15 protein-coding genes are annotated in these 18,398 nt (G+C 66.8%); 3 read left to right on the top strand and 12 right to left on the bottom strand.

From position 1 onward, the window contains the following. Positions 1 to 321: 321 nt before the first annotated feature. Positions 322 to 2,142 carry an IlvD/Edd family dehydratase gene (locus tag ACODTJ_RS08440; protein ID WP_454655582.1) on the bottom strand — a complete coding sequence of 607 codons (1,821 nt, stop codon included), beginning with the start codon at positions 2,140 to 2,142 and terminating at the stop codon, positions 322 to 324. Positions 2,143 to 2,395: 253 nt separating this feature from the next. On the opposite strand from ACODTJ_RS08440, the gene ACODTJ_RS08445 reads away from it, so the two are divergent. After that, positions 2,396 to 3,580 (top strand): pyridoxal phosphate-dependent aminotransferase, encoded by a 1,185-nt coding sequence (locus ACODTJ_RS08445; RefSeq protein WP_454655581.1) that lies wholly within the window; start codon positions 2,396 to 2,398, stop codon positions 3,578 to 3,580. Positions 3,581 to 3,582: 2 nt separating this feature from the next. After that, positions 3,583 to 3,915 carry an NIPSNAP family protein gene (locus tag ACODTJ_RS08450; protein WP_454655580.1) on the top strand — a complete coding sequence of 111 codons (333 nt, stop codon included), beginning with the start codon at positions 3,583 to 3,585 and terminating at the stop codon, positions 3,913 to 3,915. Positions 3,916 to 4,033: 118 nt separating this feature from the next. On the opposite strand, the gene ACODTJ_RS08455 is transcribed toward ACODTJ_RS08450, so the two are convergent. Continuing rightward, the gene (locus tag ACODTJ_RS08455; RefSeq protein WP_454655579.1) at positions 4,034 to 4,843 is read right to left on the bottom strand and encodes a DUF3108 domain-containing protein; all 810 of its coding nucleotides are present in this window, start codon (positions 4,841 to 4,843) and stop codon (positions 4,034 to 4,036) included. A gap of 289 nt (positions 4,844 to 5,132) precedes the next feature. On the opposite strand from ACODTJ_RS08455, the gene rpmB reads away from it, so the two are divergent. Beyond that, positions 5,133 to 5,420, top strand: a complete 288-nt coding sequence (rpmB, locus tag ACODTJ_RS08460) for a 50S ribosomal protein L28 (protein WP_454655578.1) — start codon at positions 5,133 to 5,135, stop codon at positions 5,418 to 5,420. 249 nt (positions 5,421 to 5,669) lie between these two features. Here rpmB and ACODTJ_RS08465 read toward each other — a convergent pair whose 3' ends face one another. The 10 genes from ACODTJ_RS08465 to ACODTJ_RS08510 form a co-directional block, all read right to left on the bottom strand. Then, positions 5,670 to 6,665: an esterase-like activity of phytase family protein gene (locus tag ACODTJ_RS08465; protein ID WP_454655577.1), complete on the bottom strand. Its 996-nt coding sequence runs from the start codon at positions 6,663 to 6,665 to the stop codon at positions 5,670 to 5,672. After that, positions 6,665 to 8,557 carry a cobaltochelatase subunit CobT gene (gene cobT / locus ACODTJ_RS08470; protein WP_454655576.1) on the bottom strand — a complete coding sequence of 631 codons (1,893 nt, stop codon included), beginning with the start codon at positions 8,555 to 8,557 and terminating at the stop codon, positions 6,665 to 6,667. Before cobT ends, ACODTJ_RS08465 begins: the two co-directional genes overlap by 1 nt. Positions 8,558 to 8,588: 31 nt before the next feature. After that, a complete protein-coding gene (locus ACODTJ_RS08475; RefSeq protein WP_454655575.1) occupies positions 8,589 to 8,939 on the bottom strand; it encodes a GFA family protein in 351 nt (116 codons plus the stop codon). Between the two features lie 16 nt (positions 8,940 to 8,955). Continuing rightward, positions 8,956 to 9,939, bottom strand: a complete 984-nt coding sequence (cobS, locus tag ACODTJ_RS08480; protein ID WP_488848169.1) for a cobaltochelatase subunit CobS — start codon at positions 9,937 to 9,939, stop codon at positions 8,956 to 8,958. Positions 9,940 to 10,091: 152 nt separating this feature from the next. Further along, complete coding sequence (locus ACODTJ_RS08485) at positions 10,092 to 11,252, bottom strand: glycosyltransferase family protein (RefSeq protein ID WP_454655573.1); 1,161 nt, start codon at positions 11,250 to 11,252, stop codon at positions 10,092 to 10,094. After that, the gene (locus ACODTJ_RS08490) at positions 11,249 to 12,499 is read right to left on the bottom strand and encodes a glycosyltransferase (protein WP_454655572.1); all 1,251 of its coding nucleotides are present in this window, start codon (positions 12,497 to 12,499) and stop codon (positions 11,249 to 11,251) included. The genes ACODTJ_RS08485 and ACODTJ_RS08490 overlap by 4 nt, the downstream gene beginning before the upstream one ends. Beyond that, positions 12,496 to 13,158: a class I SAM-dependent methyltransferase gene (locus ACODTJ_RS08495; protein ID WP_454655571.1), complete on the bottom strand. Its 663-nt coding sequence runs from the start codon at positions 13,156 to 13,158 to the stop codon at positions 12,496 to 12,498. The genes ACODTJ_RS08490 and ACODTJ_RS08495 overlap by 4 nt, the downstream gene beginning before the upstream one ends. Before the next feature lie 76 nt (positions 13,159 to 13,234). Beyond that, the gene (locus ACODTJ_RS08500) at positions 13,235 to 14,977 is read right to left on the bottom strand and encodes an adenylate/guanylate cyclase domain-containing protein (RefSeq protein ID WP_454655570.1); all 1,743 of its coding nucleotides are present in this window, start codon (positions 14,975 to 14,977) and stop codon (positions 13,235 to 13,237) included. Positions 14,978 to 15,059: 82 nt separating this feature from the next. Then, positions 15,060 to 15,509 carry a Crp/Fnr family transcriptional regulator gene (locus ACODTJ_RS08505; RefSeq protein ID WP_488848171.1) on the bottom strand — a complete coding sequence of 150 codons (450 nt, stop codon included), beginning with the start codon at positions 15,507 to 15,509 and terminating at the stop codon, positions 15,060 to 15,062. Next, on the bottom strand, positions 15,506 to 18,232 hold the full coding sequence (locus ACODTJ_RS08510) for an ABC transporter transmembrane domain-containing protein (RefSeq protein WP_454655568.1): 2,727 nt from the start codon (positions 18,230 to 18,232) through the stop codon (positions 15,506 to 15,508). Before ACODTJ_RS08510 ends, ACODTJ_RS08505 begins: the two co-directional genes overlap by 4 nt. Positions 18,233 to 18,398 lie beyond the last annotated feature (166 nt).

The following is an 18,398-nucleotide window of genomic DNA, read 5'->3' on the forward strand; positions in this document are numbered from 1 at the left end:
ATAGTGTCGAGGGTCGTCTCGTTTGTCAGCCCCGTTGGGCGCGCGTCGCACAGCGAACGCCGATGCGCGGACGGAATGGCGTGGGAAGCGGCGCGGGCGATGAGCGGGGCGGAAGCGCACCGATGAAGCGCCATGAAGCGTGTCATCCCGCACGCGCTGCGGCGCGAAGTGCCGCTGCGCAGATGCGGGATCATCCGACGAGAAGGCGCCCATCGACGCGCTCGATAAGGCACCTTTTTCCGGGTGACGGTCCCGTGTCTGCGCCGCGGCATTCACATGCCGCAGCGCGCACGGGAAGACACCCTTCAAACGCGCTTCACGTCAATGGTTGTCGCGCGGAATGCCGAACTTCTTGTGGATCTTCTGATACTTGACCGCCGGCTTGAGGACCATGCCCTCGGAGAGCTCGTCGACGATCTTGCGCTGGATCTCCTGCCAGGGCGTCTGGCTCTTCGGATACTTGTAGCCGCCCGAAGCCTTGAACGCCGCCTTGCGCTCGGCCAGTTCCTCATCCGAGATCAGGATGTTGGCGGTGCGCTTCTTCAGGTCGATGCGGACCTTGTCGCCCATCTTGAGCATGGCGAGCCCGCCGCCGGTCGCCGCTTCCGGCGAGGCGTTGAGGATCGAGGGCGAGCCGGACGTGCCGGACTGGCGGCCGTCGCCGACGCAGGCGAGCGCCGTGATGCCCTTCTTGATCAGGTAATCCGGCGGCCGCATGTTCACCACCTCGGCTGCGCCCGGATACCCGATCGGGCCGACGCCGCGGATGAACAGGATGCAGTGCTCGTCGATGGCCAGCGCCGGATCGTCGATGCGGTGGTGGTAATCCTCTGGCCCGTCGAAGACGATGGCGCGGCCCTCGAAGGCCATCGGGTCCTTCGGGTTCTCCAGATAGCGCTTGCGGAATTCCGGCGTGATCACGCTGGTCTTCATGATCGCGGAATCGAACAGGTTGCCGGAGAGGTTGAGGAAGCCCGACTGGGCCTTCATCGGCTGGTCGTAGCTCTTGATCACCTCGCGGGCGATCGAGAAGGCGCCCTTGCAGTTCTCTTCCAGAGTCTTGCCATTGGCGGTGATCGCGGGCTTGAGCTTGCCCTTCTCGATCAGCTCCGCGATCACGGCAGGCAGGCCGCCGGCGCGATAGTAGTCCTCGCCAAGATACTCACCGGCCGGCTGCAGGTTCACCAGCAGCGGGATATCGTAGCCGACCTTGGTCCAGTCCTCGTTGTCGAGCTTGACGCCGATATGCTTGGCAATGGCGTTGACATGGACGGGCGCATTGGTCGAGCCGCCGATCGCCGAGTTGATGACGATGGTGTTCTCGAACGCCTCACGGGTCAGGATCTTCGATGGGATCAGGTTCTCCCAGACCATCTCGACGATGCGCTTGCCGGTGAGATAGGCCATCTCGTAGCGGTCGCGGTACGGCGCGGGGATCGCGGCGGCGCCGGGCAGCGTCATGCCCATGGCCTCGGCCAGCGAGTTCATCGTCGAGGCCGTGCCCATCGTGTTGCAGTGGCCAGCTGAGGGAGCAGACGAAGCGACGAGGTCGACGAAGCCCTTATAGTCGATCTCGCCGGCCGCCATCATCTGGCGCGCCTTCCAGACGATCGTGCCCGAGCCCGTGCGCTCGCCGCGGAAGGAGCCGTTCAGCATCGGCCCGCCCGGCAGCGCGATCGCCGGGATGTCGACCGTCGCGGCCGCCATGATCTGGGCCGGCGTGGTCTTGTCGCAGCCGGTCGTCAGCACGACGCCGTCGAGCGGGTAGCCGTAGAGGATCTCGACCAACGAGAGATATTGCAGGTTGCGGTCGAGCGCCGCGGTCGGCCGCTTGCAGGTTTCCTGGATCGGATGGATCGGGAATTCGAAGGGCACGCCGCCCATCTCGCGGATGCCGTCGCGGACGCGCGAGGCCAGCTCGATATGATGCCGGTTGCAGGGCGCGATGTCGGAGCCGGTCTGGGCGATGCCGATGATCGGCCGGCCCGACTGCAGCTCCTCGCGCGACAGGCCGAAATTCATGGTGCGCTCGATATAGAGCGCGGTCATGTCGGCATTGTCGGGATTGTCGAACCACGCCTTCGAGCGCAGCTGCTCGGGCTTGATGCGCCGAACGGGCTTCTTGCCGGGTGCCTTGGCCATCCTCGTTTCCTCTCGTTCGGCGCGGCGCTGGCGGCCGCTTGCCGATCTCACATTCAAACGATTTGAGACTAGCCATCATGCCGATCGCCCGCGGCTCGGCAAGGCCCAATCTGGCTGATAGTCATACTATTTAATCATGCTGTATGCAGCACGCAACAATCCCGCAATGCGCCGCCCGCGCTTGCCAGCCGCGCCGGTTTGGCGCCAAGACAAGGTGAGCCGGCCGCCACGCCAGAGCCTGAGGAAACGCGCCATGACCCTTCACGTCGTCCCCTCCTTCTCCCGCATCGGCGAGGAGAACGCCTTCGCCGTGCTGGCCCGCGCCACCGAATTGCAGCGCCAGGGCAAGGACATCATCAATCTCGGCATCGGCCAGCCGGATTTCTCGACACCCGATCATATCGTCGAGGCCGCGGTGAAGGCTTTGCGCGACGGCCACCACGGCTACACCCCGGCCAATGGCATCCTGCCGCTGCGCGAGGCGGTCGCCGCCGACCTGCACAAGCGCTTCGCGGTCGAGGTTTCGCCCGAGAGCGTGATGATCGTGCCCGGCGGCAAGGTCACCATGTTCATGGCGATCCTGATGTTCGGCGAGCCCGGCGCCGAGATCCTCTATCCGGACCCCGGCTTCCCGATCTATCGCTCGATGATCGAATATACCGGCGCGACGCCGATCCCGGTGCCGATCCGCGAGGAGAACGGCTTCGCCTTCTCCGCCGAGGAGACGCTGGCGCTGATCACGCCGAAGACCCGGCTGCTGATCATCAACTCGCCGGCCAATCCGACTGGCGGCGTCACGCCCAAGGCCGAGATCGACAAGCTCGTCGTGGGTCTCGCGAAGTTCCCGGACGTCGCCGTGATGTCGGACGAGATCTACGACCAGATGGTCTATGACGGCGAGAAACATGTCTGCCTGCTCAGCTATCCCGAGATCCGCGACCGGCTGATCCTGCTCAACGGCTGGTCCAAGACCTATGCCATGACCGGCTGGCGCCTCGGCTATTCGATCTGGCCGAAGCCCTTGCTCGACAATGCCCGCAAGCTCGCGGTGAACTCGCATTCCTGCGTCAACGCTCCCGCGCAATGGGCAGGCCTGGCGGCGCTGACCGGCCCGCAGGACGCGGTCCATATGATGCTGGCGGAATTCGACCGGCGCCGGAAGGCGGTGGTCAAGGGCCTGAACGGCCTGCCCGGCGTCTCCTGCATCGAGCCCAGGGGCGCCTTCTACGCCTTCCCCAACGTCTCGCAAACCGGCTGGAAGGCGAAGAAGCTGGCCTCGGCCCTGCTGGAGGAAACCGGCGTCGCCACCATCGGCGGACCTGATTTCGGCGTCCATGGCGAGGGCTATATCCGCCTCTCCTATGCCAACTCGCTGGAGAACATCGAGAAGGCGCTGGAGCGGATGAAGACCTTCCTCAGCACCGCGAAGGCTGCCTGACCATGGTCACCTGCTACCTGCGCTACGTCATCGACCCCCATAAGCTCGATGCCTTCGAGGCCTATGGCAAGCTCTGGATCCGGTTGGTCGAGAAATTCGGCGGCAAGCATCACGGCTATTTCATGCCCTCAGAGGGCGTGTCGAACGTCGCGCTCGCGATGTTCAGCTTTCCGTCGCTGGCCGCTTATGAGGATTACCGCAAGCGGTCCTTCAATGATCCCGAATGCCAGGCAGCCTTCGCGATGAACGAGAAGGAGCGCTTCATCATCAGCTATGAGCGCTCGTTCTTCAGGCCGGTCTTCGAGGACGACCAGGGCGTCAAGCGCGCGCCCTGAAGCGACCGCACAACCCCATCGTCATTGCGAGGCGCAAAGCGACGAAGCAATCCAGCGGCGGCAGAGCGCTACGTCTCCCTGGATTGCTTCGCTACGCTCGCAATGACGGTTACGCGGCTCAGTTCCGCGCGCTGGCGGTCACGCCGGGATCGACCTTGAAGCTCGAGGCCTCGATCACGGCGGTACCGATCATCGTCTTCACGGAGATCCGCACCGGCACCATCACGTCCGTACCGGCGATCGGCGCGAGCCAGGTCGTGATGTCGCGATTCTCCGCCATGAACTTGGTGCTGGGCCTGAGCGCCCTGTGGCCGGCGATCGGCACGAAGCGCGCCTGGCAGATCGAGACCGGGCCGCTATAGCCTTCGAGCGTGACGTTGCGCGTGCCGGCGCTCGACAGCTTGATGTCGTAGCGCGCCGCGCCGTCGAAGATCGGCAGCGTGCGGTTGCAGGCGCCGTCCTTGCCCTTGCCGTTGACCGGCATCAGGAAGGCGCTGAGCGGATCGACGATATTGCGTTTGTGGCTGTCGTTGAGCGGCACGCGATCGGGCTTCTCGTCGATCGGCGGCTCGATATCGATGCCGGCGACGCCGCCCTCGGCCAACGCCATCCTGACGGTCCGGCTCTCGCTCGAATTGGCGGAGCTCACCGCGAAGGTCTTCGGCGCGAGCCGGCCGCCGACGAGCGTGCCCGTGGCCGCGCCGGAGCCGCGCCCGCCGGTGACGCCACCGGCGATTCCCGTCAGCTTCGCTGACATGTCGAGCTTGTAGCCGGAATTGTCGATTCCGCCGCTGAGGCTCGCCGTGCCCAGGGTGATTCCCAGCAGAGACACGTCATAGCGCGCGTCGAGCGAGGCCGCGCCGGCTCCCGTGCCCAGACAGGCGGCGAGGACGAAGCCTGCGAGGGACGATGCGGCGGCGGACTTCATCCATTGTCTCCGGAACGGCGCGATCCTGCGCTGAATGCACTTTGAATCGGCCCGAATCGTGACCGGCTTCCCCGCGCGGCGAAGCGACGGCCGGTTGAAGCATCGGACCCCGATCTTTACACCCCGTTAACGCTGAAGGCCATGTGAACGGCTTGCCGGAGTTTTCCTTGACGCAAGCTCCGCCCTTGGCTATGGAACCCCCGACTTCAAATTGACTTCCGGTGCTCGCCGGCACGTCACGTGTCGGTTTTTTTGTTTGAGCGCCCCCGGGGATGTAAGGAACGATATCATGGCCCGCCGTTGCGAACTGACCGGGAAAGCCACCCAGACCGGCCACCTCGTCAGCCACTCGAACCGCAAGACGAAGACGGTCTTCCGTCCGAACCTCGTGAACGTCACGCTGCAGTCGGACGCCCTCGGCCGTTCGGTGCGCCTGCGCGTTTCGGCCAACGCCCTGCGTTCGGTCGAGCATCGCGGCGGCCTCGACGCCTTCCTGCTCAAGGCTGCGGCCGGCGACCTCTCGACGGGCGCTGCCACGCTGAAGCGCGACCTCGAGAAGAAGCTCGCCGCCAACTGAGTGGGCTTTAACCCTCGGGTTTGAAGGAAGCGGCCGCAAGGCCGCTTTTTTTGTTTGGGCGCATCAGACGAAGATGACCGGCCGCCACGCGCGCCATCCCCTCGCCCCTTGCGGGAGAGGGTTAGGGTGAGGGGTCTCGCGACACTGCTCGCAAGCGTTTCATGGCGTTCTCCGAAGCTTTCAAGACCTGTGCGCCCCCTCATTCGGCCCTCCGGGCCACCTTCTCCCGCAGGGGGAGAAGGGAAGGCCTCACAGCAGCTCGAACTCCAGCAGCAGCGTGCGCTGCAGGAACGAGAAATTGTCGTCCGAGACCAGGGTCAGCACCGTGCGCCCCTCCTCCAGATGGACCGACAACCCCTCCATGTTATCGATCTCGAAGCCGAGATCGGCCTCGATCAGGCGCTGACCGTCCACCAACGCACCCGGCCGGATGTCGCGCCCGGCGATTCGCCTGATCCGCATGCCGACGCCGCGCAGCGGCTGGTACCAGCGCTCCAGCACCAGCATGTCGCCGGATGGCAGGAAGGCGAGATCGGTGATGTCGTAGCCGTCATGCCGGGCGAGCCTGAACAGGCCGGGCTGCGGGCCGCCGACAAGCGCGCCGAGCGTCGGCTCGTCCTCCTTGCCCGAACGTTCCGCGATCGCGACCAGCGCCCCCTTCAGAGGCCCCACGGGCATGACGCCGAGCGCCTCCAGCCCGCGATTGCGCGGCAGGCGCTTCAGCTCGGGCGGCACAGGCACGGGCCGGGCCCGCGCCTCGACGCCATCGCGCGCCCAGTCGAAACGCGCGATCTCGTGCTTGCGCTCGATGCCGACATAAGCCGTGCCGTCATGGATGCAGAGGCTCTCGGTGTCGTAGAGCCCCGAGCGCGAGAGCGGCCGGCCGGAGCCGCCGAGAATCGCCGCCATCTCGACATCTTCAAGCCCGGTCAGCTTGCCGTTTCTGGAGCCGACCTTCGCGGTCAGCCAGTAGCCACGATCCGTCACCGCGACGAGATCGCGTCCGCCATTGAGGCGCGCGAGACCTGACAACCCGCCAAAGCGCGGATGGCCGGACGAGAGCACGAGCCCGCTGCGGAATTGCAGCGCATCGAAACGGCGCTGCTCCGGCCGGCGCGGCTCGAAGGCCGTGATCGGCCGGGCCGAGACCCCAATGGGGAAGCGGGTCTGCTCGACCGCCTGCGCGGCGCTGGGCAGCGCCAGCGCGCCGAGCCCTGCCAGCGCGGCGCGGCGCGTGAGACGCATCAATGGCCGCGGCGCTTGGCGCCGGAACCGCCCGGACCGTCCTCTTCGAACAGCTCGGCGAGCTTCTCGGTCATCACCCCGCCGAGCTCCTCGGCATCGACGATGGTGACCGCGCGACGATAATAGCGCGTCACATCATGGCCGATGCCGATAGCGATGAGTTCGACCGGCGAGCGCGTCTCGATCTCGGCGATGACATGGCGCAGATGCCGCTCCAGATAATTGCCGGCATTGACCGAGAGGGTGGAATCGTCGACCGGCGCGCCGTCCGAGATCACCATCAGGATCTTGCGCTGCTCGGGTCGGCCGAGAATGCGCTTATGCGCCCAATCGAGGGCCTCGCCGTCGATATTCTCCTTGAGCAGCCCCTCGCGCATCATCAGCCCGAGATTCTTGCGCGCGCGCCGCCAGGGCGCGTCCGCCGCCTTGTAGATGATGTGGCGGAGATCGTTCAGGCGGCCGGGATTGGCCGACTTGCCCGATTGCAGCCAGGCCTCGCGCGACAACCCGCCCTTCCAGGCGCGCGTGGTGAAGCCGAGCAACTCGACCTTCACGCCGCAGCGCTCCAGCGTCCGGGCCAGGATGTCGGCGCAGGTCGCCGCGACCGTGATCGGCCGGCCGCGCATCGAGCCGGAATTGTCGATCAGCAGGGTGACGACCGTGTCGCGGAAATTCGTGTCCGATTCCTGCCGGAAGGAGAGCGGCTGGAACGGGTCGAGGATGATGCGCGGCAGGCGGGCCGGGTCGAGCGCGCCCTCCTCCAGGTCGAATTCCCAGGTCCGGTTCTGCTGCGCCATCAGGCGCCGCTGCAAGCGGTTGGCGAGGCGCGCGACCACACCCTGCAGATGGGCGAGCTGCTTGTCGAGATAGGCGCGCAGGCGCGTCAATTCCTCGGCGTCGCAGAGCTCCTCGGCCGTGACGACCTCGTCGAACTTCTGGGTATAGGCCTTGTAGTCGGTCTGCGGCCGCTCGTTGCCGCGGCTCTCGCGCGGACGCGGGGCCTCGCCGGCCTCCTCGGATTCGGAGTTCTCGTCCTCCTCCTCCCAATCGCCGGCCGGCGCGTCGGTCGCCTCGGAGGCGCCCTCCTGCAGTTCCTCGGTCGCGTCCTCGCTGACCTCGACCTCGGAGCGGTCGGCGCCGCTCTCCTGCTCGGATTCGCCGTCCTGCTGCTGCTGATCCTCGGAGGACTGGTCCTGGTTGTCCTCGTCCTCGTCCTGCTCGTCGCCCTGTGCCGTCTGCTCGGCCATGTCGAGCGCGGCCAGCATGTCGCGCACCGTGCGGGCGAAGCCACGCTGGTCCTCGATCGTCTTCGTCAGCCGGTCGAGATCGCCGCCGGCCTTGGCCTCGATCTGCTCGCGCCAGAGCTCGACGACCTTCTCGGCCGCCTTCGGCGGCTTCAGGCCGGTCAATCGCTCGCGCACCATCAGCGCCAGCGCATCTTCCAGCGGCGCGTCAGCCCGGTCGGTGATTTCCTCGTAGCGGCCGCCGCGATGATAGCGGTCTTCCAGCATCGCGGTGATGTTGCCGGCCATGCCGGACATCCGCCGCGCGCCGATCGATTCGACGCGCGCCTGCTCGACGGCGTCGAACACGGCCCGGGCGGCATCGCCTTCCGGCGCAGCGCGGCGGTGGATCGCGGCATCATGGCAGGCGAGGCGCAGCGCCATCGAATCGGCATGGCCGCGCAGGATCGCCACGTCGCCGGGGCTGAGCTTGCGCGGCGGCTCGGGCAGGCGCGCCCGCTCGCCGACCAGCGAGGGCTTGTCGGCAGCGAAGACGATTTCCATCTCCGGCTTGCGCGCGATCGCCTTCATGGCGCCGGAGATCGCCCGCTTCAGCGGCTCGGCCGGAGCCTCTTTCGGCGTTCCTGGCTTGCGGTTCGAGATGGACAAGACTGAGGCCGTCCTCTGGGTTCCGTGACTGTTACCGCGACCGGCCGTCGTACTGGATCGACTGGAGCTCGGTTGGCTCCACCCCGGCAAGGCAGCGCACATTGATCGCGACCGTCGGCGTTCCGTCCGGCATCGCGCCGCGCGCGAAGGACTCGATGCCGCAGGTCTCGCAGAAGAGATGCTGGATCTTCTGCGTGTGGAATCGGTACTCGGTCAGCGCGTCCTCGCCCTTGGTCAGGGTGAAGGCGCTGGCGGGCGAAAACGTGAGGATCGAGCCGCGGCGCTGGCAGTAGGAGCAGTTGCAGGTGATCGTCTGCGCGAGATCGGCTTCGACCTCGTAGGCGACCCGCCCGCAGTGACAGCTTCCCTGATACTGCGCCATGGCTCGTGTCCTCCCGTTAGCTGAGCACCACGTTCGCGGCGCTTTCCGGCAGTTCCTTGCCGAAGGAGCGCTGGAAGAACTCCGCCACCAGCGTGCGCTCCATCTCGTCGCACTTGTTCAGGAAGGTGACGCGGAAGGCGAAGCCGATATCGCCGAAGATCGCCGCGTTCTCGGCCCAGGTAATGACCGTACGCGGGCTCATCACGGTCGAGAGATCGCCGTTCATGAAGGCGTTGCGGGTGAGATCGGCGACGCGGACCATCTTGTTGATGACGTCCCGGCCTTCCGGCGTGCTCTGGAAATGCTTCGACTTCGCGAGGACGATCGCGACCTCGTTATCATGCGGCAGGTAGTTCAGCGTGGTGACGATCGACCAGCGGTCCATCTGGCCCTGGTTGATCTGCTGGGTGCCGTGATAGAGGCCGGAGGTGTCGCCGAGACCGACCGTGTTGGCGGTGGCGAACAGGCGGAAGGCCGCATGCGGGCGGATGACGCGCTTCTGGTCGAGCAGCGTCAGCTTGCCGGACTGCTCCAGCACGCGCTGGATCACGAACATCACGTCCGGGCGGCCGGCATCGTATTCGTCGAAGACGAGCGCGATGTTGTTCTGCAGCGCCCAGGGCAGGATGCCGTCCTGGAACTCGGTGATCTGCTTGCCTTCCTTCAGCACGATCGCATCCTTGCCGACGAGGTCGAGGCGCGAGACATGGCTGTCGAGGTTGACGCGGACGCAGGGCCAGTTGAGGCGGGCCGCGACCTGCTCGATATGGGTCGACTTGCCGGTGCCGTGATAGCCCGAGATCATGACGCGGCGGTTATGAGCGAAGCCGGCGAGGATCGCGATCGTGGTGTCGCGGTCGAATCGGTAATCCGGGTCGAGGTCCGGCACATGCGGATCGGCTGCGGAATAGGCCGGCACCTCGAGATCGGAATCGATCCCGAAAGTCTGGCGCACCGACAGCTTGATGTCGGGCAGGCCGGGCGCAGTCGTCGTCGTCATCATCTTGTCTCCAGGCAAGGGGCCATGACCGGAATTCGCCGGGTAACCCAGAGCCGACCGAGGAGGGAGGCGGATCGTCCCTCATTAGAGCGAAAGACCGGAAGCGGCAATTCGCAAAGCTGCACCCCGGCCCACGCAAAGGGCATGCCGGCTCAGTGTCCTGCGCGGGCAGCGGCCACGGCGAGAAGCTCGGTCACGATAGCAACCGAGCGGACGGTGCCGTCTCGGTCGATGGGCAAGGCCGGCGGCCGGGAGCCGATGGCTCCCCCAACGGCATCCGCGAGTGCCACCGCGTCCGCGACGAAATCTCCAGACAGGCGGAAGCAGCGCGCCAGCCCCGCCCGCTCCATCGCCTCGGCCCGGACCGTCTGCTCGGTCTCGTTGCCGGCGTCGAAGGGCACGACGATCGCCGGCCGGCCAGCCGCGACAAGGTCGAGCACCGTATTGTAGCCGGCCTGGCTGATCGAAACGGCGCAACCGGCAAGCAATGCGGGAAAATCCGGCCGCGCCCGCTCGATCACGACCCTGTCGACAGCTTCGGCCGCCAGCAGCGCGAGATCGACCTCCGCGATGCCGCGCCCCGCGAGAAGCCGCCAGCGGCGCCCGGAGCGGTCGAGCCGCGCCGCTGCGACGGCATTGGCGAAAAGCGGCAGGGCGGCGGCCGAACCGCCGCCGGAAACGATGATCTCGCCATTCTCCTGCGCGTCTCCAACGGGCCGGTCGTCGGCGATGTAACCGGTATAGCGCAGCTTCCCCGCCAGCCCCTCGCCCACCGGCCATGACCGGTCGAGCGGCAGGAAATTCGCATCGCCATGGACCAGGACCGCGTCGAACAGCCCGGTGATCCGCTCCTCGGCCTCCGCGATCCGGTCAGGCCGCGGCGTCACCAGCACGTCGCGCACCGAGGAAAGCACCAGCGCCTCGGACCGCGCCGCCTTCACGGCTGCGATCAGGGCGAGGAACTCCTCCGCCAGTTGCCGCCGTCCGAAGGGGAAATGCTCGACGATCACGACATCGGGCCGCAATCGCGCAGCCAGTTCTTCGAGCATCGCGATGCGAGCGGTCTTGCGCTCTGGTTCAATCGGCTGGCCAGCTTCATCCAACAGCGTGCGGAAATCGGTGCCCTCGGTTCTGATCGGCGGCAACTGCACGAAGGCGAAGGGCTCGCCCTCCATCGCGCGTAACGGCATGCCGCCGCCGGCCAGCGTCACGGAGAAGCCGCCTTGTGCCAGTGCTCGCGCCAGATTGGCCGCCCGCACCAGATGGCCGCTGCCGAGCAGATGCGTCACCGCAATCAGGACGGAGGCGCTCATGCCCCCCCTCCGGCCGAGCGCTTCAGCATCGCCGCGACCCGGTCGAGCCCGGCCTGCGCGGAGAAAGATTCCGTCAGGCGCGCATAAGCTGCCTTACCCAACATCGCGCGCTTTTCGGGCGCCCCGGCAAGTTCACCCAGCGCGGCGGCCAGAGCGGCGACATCGCCCGGCGGCACCAACTGGCCCTCGACGCCGTCACGTACGAATTCCGGTATCCCCGCGAAATCGGTCGCGACGATCGGCAAGCCTTGGCTCGCCGCTTCCATCACCACATTGGGCAGGCCGTCGCGGTCGCCGTCCCCGGCCTCCTTCGAGGGCAGCACGAAGAGATCGGCCGCCCGCAGCGCGGCGATGACCTCGTCCTGCGCCTTCGGCCCGGCCCAGATGATCCTGTCGTCGAGCCCGAGCGCCTGGGCCTGCGCCTGCAGAGCCTTCAGCTTCTCGCCGCCGCCGATATGGGTGAGGCGCCAGTTCAGCGTGCTGGGCAGCCTCCCCAACGCCTCCAGCAGGTCGTCGAAGCCCTTCTTCGCCACGGCCCGCCCGATGGTGACGAAGCGCACGGGATCGTTCGCGTTGGAGCCGTCCCGCGCTGATCGCGGTCCCGGCGCCGGAAAACGCGCGAGATCGAGCCCGTGATAGAGCAGCGCGACCTTGTCGGGCCGGTCGGAGAGGCGTTCGAGTTCGCGATGCCCGTCGCGCGTGCAGGTGACGCCCCACGCGGCCGAAGCGATCTTCTCGCGCTTCTCCCAGTCCTCGGTGGTCCAGATGTCCTTGGCATGGGCCGAGAACGACCATGTCAGGCCACCAAGCAGGGCGGCATAGCGGATCACCGAAGCCGGCGTGTGCAGGTAATGCACATGCAAGTGCGTGATATCCCGGGGCAATTCATGCGCCATCACGCAGGCTTGCCCGAAGCGGCGCCAGCGATTGCGCGTCCGGTCGCGGGCGAGATCGCGCAGGAAGACCGGCAGGAGCCGCAGCAGGCCCGGCCGCAACAAGGCCGCCAGCAATCCACGCGCCACGCGTGCCGGCTCGTCATGCAGATATTCCGGCAGATAGCGCACAGGTGCCGTGATCTGCTGGTGCATCAGATGCTTGGCCGCATCGGTGGGATGGCGCAGCGACCAGATCTCGAAGGGCAGGCCGCGCTGCTGCAGGCCCAGCAATTCCTGCGCGATGAAGGTCTCCGACAGGCGCGGATAACCTTTCATCGCCACCGCGATGCGCGGCCGCGTAGGCTCCGTCATCGCCGCCCGATCAGCATGAAGCGCGTGTAGTTCTTCGCCGGCCGGGCGCCTGCAAACCAGACCTCCGACAGCCCCGCCTGCTCGCGGAAGGCATCGAGCGAGGGCACGCAGCTCCGGTGGTCCGGCTCGCGAAAATAGTCGTTGGACTGCAGCACCAGCGGCACCCGCTTCGGCAGGGTCGCGATCCAGCCCGGCACATCGTCGAGATGCTCGCAGCTCGTGTTGATGACGAGCCCCGGCGCCGGCGACTGCGCCGCGAAATCCACCGCCGTCATATCCGCCGTCACCGCCCGGAACCGCCCCGCCGCGACATGGCGATGGTTCAGGGTGTCCGCGACCGGCGCGCAGGTCGGGTCGATATCGAGGCTGACGATTTCGGGAATCGCGAGCCTTTCATCGTCGAGCAGCAGGGCGCCGAGCACGCCATACCAGGCACCGAGCACCCAGACAGGCCCCTCGGGCTTCGGATAGGTCTCCACCAGCGCCTCGACCAGCCATTGCTTCGAGGCGATCTGCTTGTGATTGCAGGCGATCGAGAGGTCGGGCGGCGCGCCCTTGCCGTAAAGCCGCGCGATATCGGCGACGATGCGATGGCCCGAGAGCGCCGCCATGCCGCGCAGCAGGTCGTGAAAGGCCTCTTGGGGCGGTTCGGGCGTCATGTCTCAGTCGTCACGAGGAAAAGCCGGCGGACCATAGGCATGCGCGCCCGGAAAAAACCAGCGGCCCGCGCAAGGATCAGCCTTTTTCGCCTGTCTCGTCCTGCTCCCGCACCACCTCCGCCGGTGTCGTCGCCTCGCTCCCGGCCACCACGGGCACCGGCACGGCCACGTCCTCGCGCTTGCGGCGGGCGATTTCCGGCGCGCTGGCGAAGCCATAGGCGGTAAGCGGCTTCTCCCGCCCCTTGATCGCGATCTTCAGCGCCGTCGTGCCGGCATAGCTGCGCCCGCTCGCCCTGATCGTGTCCTCGGAGACGACGACATCGGCCAGCACGCGCCGGGTCGCCGATTCGAGCTGGCTCGCGACCATGACGCTCTCGCCGACCGTGATCTCGCGCCGGCCGAGATTGTCGTTCTCGACCGCGCCGGTGACGGCATCGCCCGTATGGATACCGATGCCGATCCGCAACGGCAAAGGCAGCGCCGCGCCATATTCGCGGTTGATCGCATCGACCGCCCGAACGATGTCGCCGGCAGCCGCGATCGCGGCCTGCGCCCCACGCGCGGGCGGGCCTTCCAAGCCGAATACAGCCATGAAGCCGTCGCCATAGAAGGCGTCGATCCGCCCTTCATGCGCGGTGATCGCCTGCCCCATCTCGTCGAAGAACCGATTGAGCAGACCGATCAATTCGCGCGGCAATTGCCGTTCGGAAAGAGCGGAGAACGCCCTGAGATCGGCCACCACCACGGTCAGGCCGCGCTTGCCGGCGGCATCGTCGAGTTCGAGGGCGCGGCCCGCACCGGCATTCAGCCGCGAGGCCAGAAGGAGCTGCACCTGCAGATCGTCGCGCGGCCGGATCTGGCAGGCGAGCCGGACGCCCTCGGGCGCCGAGATCCGGCGCAGCAGCTTGGCTTCGTTCATGCCGGGCCTCGGCAGCTTGTCGTTGCCGTCCATCACCAGCACGCGGCAGGTGGCGCAGCGCGCCCTCCCGCCGCAGAGCGCCGCATGGGGAATGCCGAAGCGCCGGAACATCTCCAGCACGGTCGGCCCCGGGGCCAGCCGGCGCGTGCCATGGCCGACGAAGCGCACCGTGATCTGGCGCGTCGTGCGAACCCTGATCTCGCGGATGCCGATGAAGAGCAGGAAGCAGGCGACGAGCCCGTAGAACCCGCCCTTCCCCCACATCACGTCGCGGGCGAACATCGCGGCCTGAGCATCGCTGACCAGTTCGGCCGGCATCGCCAGCCGCTCGGCCTCCCGCGCCCCCACGGCGAAGCCGATAATCGCCAGAAGCGGGATCAGGATCGCCGCCAGCAGGAAGGGATCGCGCCAATGGCGATAGCTGTCGCGGGCGCGCAGCATGAAGTGGATGCCGATGATGCCATGCGTCCAGACCAGCAGCAGCAGCAGCGACTGCGTCAGCGCCAGTCCCGGCCAGAGCCGCCGCAGCACCGAGCGATAGCTCTCGTCGACGCCGAAATAGATGCCCATGATCCGCGTGCTGATGATGTGGTCGATCAGCAGCAGCGGGATCGCGAGGCCGAGCGCGATCTGCAGCATTTCGCGCAGCGGCATCTTGAAGGTGCGTCGCTGCACCACGCGCAGCAGCGCGAAGACCGGGTGGACGATCAGTGCGCCGTAGAGCGCGACCGTTCCGACCCGGGAATGCCAGAGGCCGTAGCGCCAGTCCTGCACCTTCTCCATGGCATCGACGCCGAGGATGCCGACGGCATGGTTCAGGAAATGCGTCGTCGCGAAGGCGAGCAGGATCAGCCCGGAGACGAGCCGGATATCCCGGCTCCAGGACGAGACCTGGTCCATGCCCGCGCTCATGCCGCCGCGGGGCATTCCGGTACGATTCGTGCCTGCAGCTTGCGGCCGGTTCATGCGCTGATCGACCTCGTCAGACGGTTTCGTGCTCGTGCAGCAGCACGGAGGCCAGCCGATGGAACCGGTCGGCCAGGTCACGGCAGACCGCGAGGCTGAACTCCGGCACGGTATGCAGCAGTTCGAAGAACAGGTCCTTCGGTATCCGCAACGCCAACACCTGCGACTTGGCCCGGATGGTCACGCTGAACGGCTTGCCGCTGAGCAGCGCAACGTCGCCGGTGATGCTGCCGGTGTCCTTGACGAAGGCCCGTTCCTCGCCGTTCTCGCGTGGCTGCAGGATTTCGACCTCGCCTTCCATGATGACGTAGACGCCCGCGAGCTTCTCCTGCGGGCTGATCAGGATGTCGCCCGGCTCGAATTGCAGTCGCTCCCCCATCAGCGCGACGAGCTTGAGCCGCGACGCCGGCATGCCCTGAAACAGCGGCATGCCGCGCAGGCAGCCGAGATCGGTTTCCAGACTCATGACCGTGCCTCCATTCGCCCGGCATTCTCGAAGCGCGACGCCCGATCATTGGCCGCGTCGGGCGCGTCCTGCGCTTCGACCGTCCCCGTCGCTCCGTGGAACACCACCCGCAGCGGGACCTCTCTCGCAAGATTAGCATCTCCGACCAGAAGAAACAGCGTCATGCCCGCGCAATAGCTGTGCAGGCGGGCGACGATCTCCTCGGGACAGTCCGAAATCGCGAGCAGGGCCGAGATGTCGAGCACCGCGATCTGCGGCGCTTTGATCAGCGCCTGCACAAGCGGCACGGCCTGGCGCAGCCGCGCCGGCAGGAAGCGCCCGCGAATGCCGCTCTCGGTATCGAGGCCCAGCCGGTAGAGCGCCTCGCCCAGCCCGGAGCGAGCAAGCGCCTGCAGCGCGATCTCGCCCACCTTGCGCGCGGCATCGGGTACGCCATAGCCGATACGCCCGAACATCAGGTTGTCGCGCACGCTGGCGCCGACCATCACGGTGTCGGGATCGTAGAAATCGACATCCTCGACCGCATCGGCCGGCAGATGCTTGCGGAAGCTCTCCCGCGCCCGGAGGATGCGCCGCTCCAGGCGGGCATCGATCAGGTTCAGCCGGTGCTTGGGCTCGATATAGCCGAGCGCCAGCGCGACGAGGTCGCGTTCCGTCTCCTGGTCGAGCGGATTGCGCATGTCGTGCTTGGCCAGCAGTTCCGCCAGCTCGTTCAGGCGCTCGAACTCGAAATTGGCGCCGAAGGAGTAGCGCTCGAACAGCGCGTGGCCCTGCGGCAGGCCGGCGAAGATCTCGACGACGGTCGCGACGATCCGCCGGCCCATCTCGGCCAATGGCTCGACCAGCGCCTCCGCGTTCAGGATCGACTGGGCATAGGGCTCGAACAGCAGGGTCGCGCTGTCGAAACGCATGGTCGTCCGCGTGCCGAAGATCAGGTTCTCGATGATCGGGGCATTGCGGTTGTAGCGGTCGAGCACGAAGGGCTCGATCAGGTCGCCCTGCTTGATTCGCGCGAGCTCGGCCGCGACCACGCGGCGCGCCTCGATGATGCGTTCGGTCGCCTGCTCGCTGACGGGGCGCATCACTTTCCCGCCGAGCCCGAGCTCGTAGACCTCCTGCGTACAGCCGAAGACGTCGAGCAACTCGTGGACCCGCGCCGCGAGCTCAGCCGCATCGGTCACGCCGACCCCTTCATAGTCGGTCCAGTCTGCTTCGAACGGGAAGGGCGAATTGCCGGAGCGGATCGCCTCGACGAAGCGGCGATGCTCCGGCGACGAAACCGCGCCGCCGGCCTTGAGATCGGGTCGCCGGCGCCGGAGCGGCAGCAGGATGTTGTCGCGCATCGAGCCGGCGATGATCTCGGGCTCGTCGCCGGAATAACCGATGAGATGGCTCGCCCGCTCGACCGACATGCCCGCCAGCGGCTCGCCGTCGATCAGCACGCGGCCGGTATAGCTCGTCGCCTGCCGGCCGAGGATCCGGCCGAGCACGTCCTTGCCGCCACCCTGCGGGCCGACCACCGCGGCCACGCCCGGCCGTTGCAGGCTGAACGAGAGCGGCGTCAGCAGCGGCTGGCCGCGATTGTCCAGCATCTGCACGGATTCGAGCCGGATCTCGCCCTTTTCCGGCAGGGCTTTGACGCCGTTCTCCTCCTCGAGGACCAGGGTTTCGTCGGTGTTGAACTGGGAGATGACCTGATCGTACTTGATCGTCACGTCGTTGCGCTGCTGGTCCCAGTCGATCAGCTCCTTGATCGGTGGCGGCAGGTCGCGATAGGCGGCGATCACCGCGACGAGCTGGCCGATATCGAGCCGCCCCTGCAGCGCGAAGAAGCCGCCGATCGCGTAGAAGAAGAACGGCGTGATCTGGGCCAGCAGGTTGTTCAGGAACTTGACCGCGAATTTCCGCTTGTAGAGCGCGTAGCGGATATCGAAGAGCCGCCCGAGCCGCCCGGCGATGTCGGACTGGACATAGGCCGTGGCGCCATGGCCCTGGATCATCGGCCCGGCATCGACGATCTCGCCGATGCGGCCGGCGAGCTGGCGCGAGGCGATCTGGCGCTCGCGGCCGAGCCGGAGCTGCTCACGCCGCAGGATCGGGATGATGATCGCCTGCGCCAGCACGATCAAAAGCGCGACCGAGCCCAGCCAGAAGCTCTGCGCCATGATGAAGACGAGCGCCGTCAGCGCCTGGCTGAGCAGGAAGACCGGCTGGATGAAGGCATCGCCGACGAAGCCGCCGATCGGCTCGACCTCGTCCTTGATCATGCTGGCGATCTCGGCCGGCTTGACCGCGCGGATCTCCTCCGGCCGGAAGCGCATGAGCTGGCTGAACAGATCGTAGCGCATGCGCCGGAGCATCCGCTCGCCGAGAATGCCCTTGCGGACGTTGATGACGTACTTGAAAGCGCCGTTGATCAGCACCAGCAGCAGGAAATAGGTGCTCAAGCCCAGGAGCAGGCCGTACTGGCCGACCTGGATGCCGTCCGAGATCTTGTAGCTCGCCCCGCCCAGCCATGACGGCAGGTGCAGGGTGAAGTCCATCAGCGTCGCGGTGGTCTTGCCGTCCTTGAAGGCGCCGCCCTGGATCGCGTCGTTGACGATGCGCTTGGGCACGTCGAAGGACGCCCAGTTGAATGGGATCGAGACAAGGATGATCAGCAGGACGACGACCTGCTCCGCCCGGCTCTTCTGCCAGATGTAACGGAAGAGATTGGACTCCAAGGGGCAACCCCGTACCGAAGCGCTCGCGGCGCAACCTCGACGGGTCCGGCGGGCCCGAGGCGTCCATATGTGGGGAGGTTGCGGCCGAGTGCAATGCGCGCCACGCTGCGACCGTACCGGCATTGCAGAGTGGAGGCTGCGTCCGTCATCGGGGGAAGCGTGAACA

Source organism: Allobosea sp. FG18 (assembly GCF_057809495.1).

Excerpts from the sequence above, each read along its gene's own strand:
- ACODTJ_RS08485 (WP_454655573.1), bottom strand. The coding sequence starts at position 11,252 with ATGAGCGCCTCCGTCCTGATTGCGGTGACGCATCTGCTCGGCAGCGGC.
- ACODTJ_RS08495 (WP_454655571.1), bottom strand. The coding sequence starts at position 13,158 with ATGACGCCCGAACCGCCCCAAGAGGCCTTTCACGACCTGCTGCGCGGC.
- ACODTJ_RS08445 (WP_454655581.1), top strand. The coding sequence starts at position 2,396 with ATGACCCTTCACGTCGTCCCCTCCTTCTCCCGCATCGGCGAGGAGAAC.
- cobS (WP_488848169.1), bottom strand. The coding sequence starts at position 9,939 with ATGACGACGACGACTGCGCCCGGCCTGCCCGACATCAAGCTGTCGGTG.
- ACODTJ_RS08475 (WP_454655575.1), bottom strand. The coding sequence starts at position 8,939 with ATGGCGCAGTATCAGGGAAGCTGTCACTGCGGGCGGGTCGCCTACGAG.
- ACODTJ_RS08505 (WP_488848171.1), bottom strand. The coding sequence starts at position 15,509 with ATGAGTCTGGAAACCGATCTCGGCTGCCTGCGCGGCATGCCGCTGTTT.
- ACODTJ_RS08465 (WP_454655577.1), bottom strand. The coding sequence starts at position 6,665 with ATGCGTCTCACGCGCCGCGCCGCGCTGGCAGGGCTCGGCGCGCTGGCG.
- rpmB (WP_454655578.1), top strand. The coding sequence starts at position 5,133 with ATGGCCCGCCGTTGCGAACTGACCGGGAAAGCCACCCAGACCGGCCAC.
- ACODTJ_RS08450 (WP_454655580.1), top strand. The coding sequence starts at position 3,583 with ATGGTCACCTGCTACCTGCGCTACGTCATCGACCCCCATAAGCTCGAT.
- ACODTJ_RS08490 (WP_454655572.1), bottom strand. The coding sequence starts at position 12,499 with ATGACGGAGCCTACGCGGCCGCGCATCGCGGTGGCGATGAAAGGTTAT.
- ACODTJ_RS08500 (WP_454655570.1), bottom strand. The coding sequence starts at position 14,977 with ATGGACCAGGTCTCGTCCTGGAGCCGGGATATCCGGCTCGTCTCCGGG.
- ACODTJ_RS08455 (WP_454655579.1), bottom strand. The coding sequence starts at position 4,843 with ATGAAGTCCGCCGCCGCATCGTCCCTCGCAGGCTTCGTCCTCGCCGCC.
- ACODTJ_RS08440 (WP_454655582.1), bottom strand. The coding sequence starts at position 2,142 with ATGGCCAAGGCACCCGGCAAGAAGCCCGTTCGGCGCATCAAGCCCGAG.